We start from the raw sequence: 2,735 nt of genomic DNA, 5'->3' as shown, positions 1-2,735 counted from the left end.
CTACTCAAACGGAACAAAACCTGGGGCACTTCAAAAAAGCCCCACAACACAGCGTAGCGGTTAACCGCTACGCTTCTTTTATGCTCTTCCTATGCCCCAACTGTGCAACAGCACCAATAAACTGGCGCCCCGGTTATAAGTTGGGGCGCCAAGTCGATGTGCTCGAGTCGGGGGATGTTAGTGGCCGGTGTCAAGCCGGCCAGACAGTCGGTTCAGCCGGTCCTGACTGGGACCGTCGAGCCCGATAATGGACACGGTTTTGCCTCTGTCCTGGAACTTCTGCGTAATCGCGTCAAAGGTCGCGACCGTGGAGGCATCCCAGATCTCCGCCTCAGTGAGATCAATAGTGATATGACGGGCAGAATCGGTGTAATCAAAGCGATAAACCAGGTCATTGCTTGATGCCCAAAACAACTGGCCATGCACCCGGTAGGTACGAGTATCAATCTCGCCATCGCCATCGCCGTCGCCGTCGATCTCGGAGGCCTTTTCAATGGAAACGATATGTGCCACCCGACGGGCGAACATGATCATCGCGGTGACCACACCCAGCACGACACCAATGGCCAGGTTGCTGGTGGCTAGGGTGGCAATAATCGTCACGGCCATAACAATGGTCTCAGAGACCGGCATGAGTTTAAGGGTGCGTGGATGCACCGAGTGCCAGTCGATGGTGCCGACCGAGACCATGATCATGATTGCCACCAACGCAGCCATCGGGATCATGCCAACGATGTCGCCCAGTGCCAGGACCAGGACCAGCAGGAACACACCGGCTAACAGGGTGGATAGGCGGGTACGTGCCCCGGATTCGCGGACGTTGATCATGGTTTGACCGATCATCGCGCAGCCACCCATGCCGCCGAAGAAACCGGAGGCAATATTAGCCACCCCCTGTCCCCAGGATTCACGAGTTTTATCGGAATGAGTGTCGGTGATGTCATCGACGAGCTTGGCGGTCATTAACGATTCCATGAGACCGACCACGGCCATGGCCAGGGCATAAGGCGCGATGATCTGCAGGGTCTCCAACGTCCACGGCACGTTCGGAATAAACAGGGACGGTAAGGTCTCCGGCATCTTGCCCATGTCCGAGACCGTCGGGACAGTCAAACCGGCGGCAATGACCAAACCGGTGAGCACGATAATCGTGACCAGCGGGGCAGGGATCACACTGGTGAGCTTGGGGAAGAAAATCATGATCACCACACCCAAGCCGACGAGTGGGTAGACCATCCAGGGCACATCAATGAGGTGTTCGAGTTGGGCGGTGAAAATCATAATGCCCAGTGCATTGACGAAACCCAGCATCACCGATCGGGGGATAAAACGCTGAAGTTTCGCCACACCGAGGGCGCCGAGCACGATTTGTAGGACACCGCCCAACAAGACGGTGGCGATGAAATAATCCATCCCGTAACCACGCGCCACAGGAGCAATGACTAGGGCAATAGCCCCGGTGGCGCCGGTTATCATTGCCGGGCGGCCACCGGTAAAGGCGATCGCAATGGCCATGACTACCGAGGAAAACAGACCCATGGCTGGGTCAACACCGGCAAGGATGGAAAAGGCAATGGCCTCAGGGATCAGCGCCAGGGATACCGCCAGTCCGGCCAGAATCTCTATACGGATACGGGCGGGGGAAGAAAATGCGTAACGGAAGGATGCGATGATCCCGGTAGGGGCATCAGCGCCGTCTGGACTCAGGAGGGGGCGGGGGGCCGCCGTGCTAGTTTCAGTCATAGATGTCCAATCTTTGAGGGGATAGGTAACTGGGCGAACGCCCGAAAGGAATCCAACCCTCTAGTAACTTTAGGTTTGGTGATGGTGGTCATGGTAGCGGGAGTTTTACTCAACCGCCAACCCAGGCACAGGAACCCGTGGACAACATCACCGTGAAGGAGAACAGGCAATGCAAAACAGTAATTTCAAGATCGGCGAGGTCGTTGACCAGACGGGGTTGTCGATTCCCACCTTGCGTTATTATGACAACGTCGGCCTGATTACCCCATCGGGGCGTAGCCCTGGTGGGTTCAGGCTTTATAGTGAGGCTGATGTACGTCGTGTTTTGCTGGTGCGACGGATGAAACCGCTGGGGTTTACTCTGGATCAGATGCGGGAATTCCTGGAAGCTGCGGAGATTCTTCATAGTTCAGATGGCGGGCAGGACAGTGATCCCGCACAGCAGGCACGGAGTAATGCCAAGGCCACCCTTGCCGACATTCGTGAGGAGACGCGCACCCGCTACGAAAAGCTACGCAAGCAAATTGCCTACGCTGAGGAATTCCTCGATCTGGTCAACACCCTGGCACACTAAAGTGCCCCCATCCTTCGCAGGGAGAAAAAGACCATCCGATTGAATGCGCTCTGTCGAGTCGCGTTCCAGATGAAGTGGACGAACGCCCGCGGCCTCTCCGAAGTGGATGGCGATAGTGCAGAGGACTTCTGAAATCCGTGCAGACGACTCCTCAAAACGACACAGTCATCCAAGGTCACAAAATCGAAAATTGTCACTTAACCCCATCACTTCCAAACCGGCTTAAGTGACAAAAAAGGGTTAAGTAGCAAAAAGTGTGTCTGAGTTACAGCGCTCTTGCTGCTCAGGCTGGGTAAATCGGGCGGATATAAGGTCTTTATGCTTATATCCGCCCGTTTCGTGTTCAATCCATCGGAATGGCACCCGCATGTGCTAACCGGGGGTTGGTGTGCTTTCCGGGTGAGTAAAAACAGGCCAC

2 protein-coding genes are annotated in these 2,735 nt (G+C 55.6%); one reads left to right on the top strand and one right to left on the bottom strand.

Annotated features, from left to right (window positions below):
• Positions 1–177: 177 nt before the first annotated feature.
• Complete coding sequence (locus HMPREF2692_RS01250) at positions 178–1,743, bottom strand: SulP family inorganic anion transporter (protein ID WP_061925833.1); 1,566 nt, start codon at positions 1,741–1,743, stop codon at positions 178–180.
• Between the two features lie 169 nt (positions 1,744–1,912).
• On the opposite strand from HMPREF2692_RS01250, the gene HMPREF2692_RS01245 reads away from it, so the two are divergent.
• Positions 1,913–2,317: a MerR family transcriptional regulator gene (locus HMPREF2692_RS01245; protein WP_061925830.1), complete on the top strand. Its 405-nt coding sequence runs from the start codon at positions 1,913–1,915 to the stop codon at positions 2,315–2,317.
• Positions 2,318–2,735: the final 418 nt, after the last annotated feature.

It is taken from the genome of Corynebacterium sp. HMSC036D03, assembly GCF_001836185.1.
Lineage (GTDB): Bacteria > Actinomycetota > Actinomycetes > Mycobacteriales > Mycobacteriaceae > Corynebacterium > Corynebacterium simulans.
Note: the sequence above shows the minus strand (reverse complement) of the source record. Positions and strands in the feature narration are given on the sequence as shown.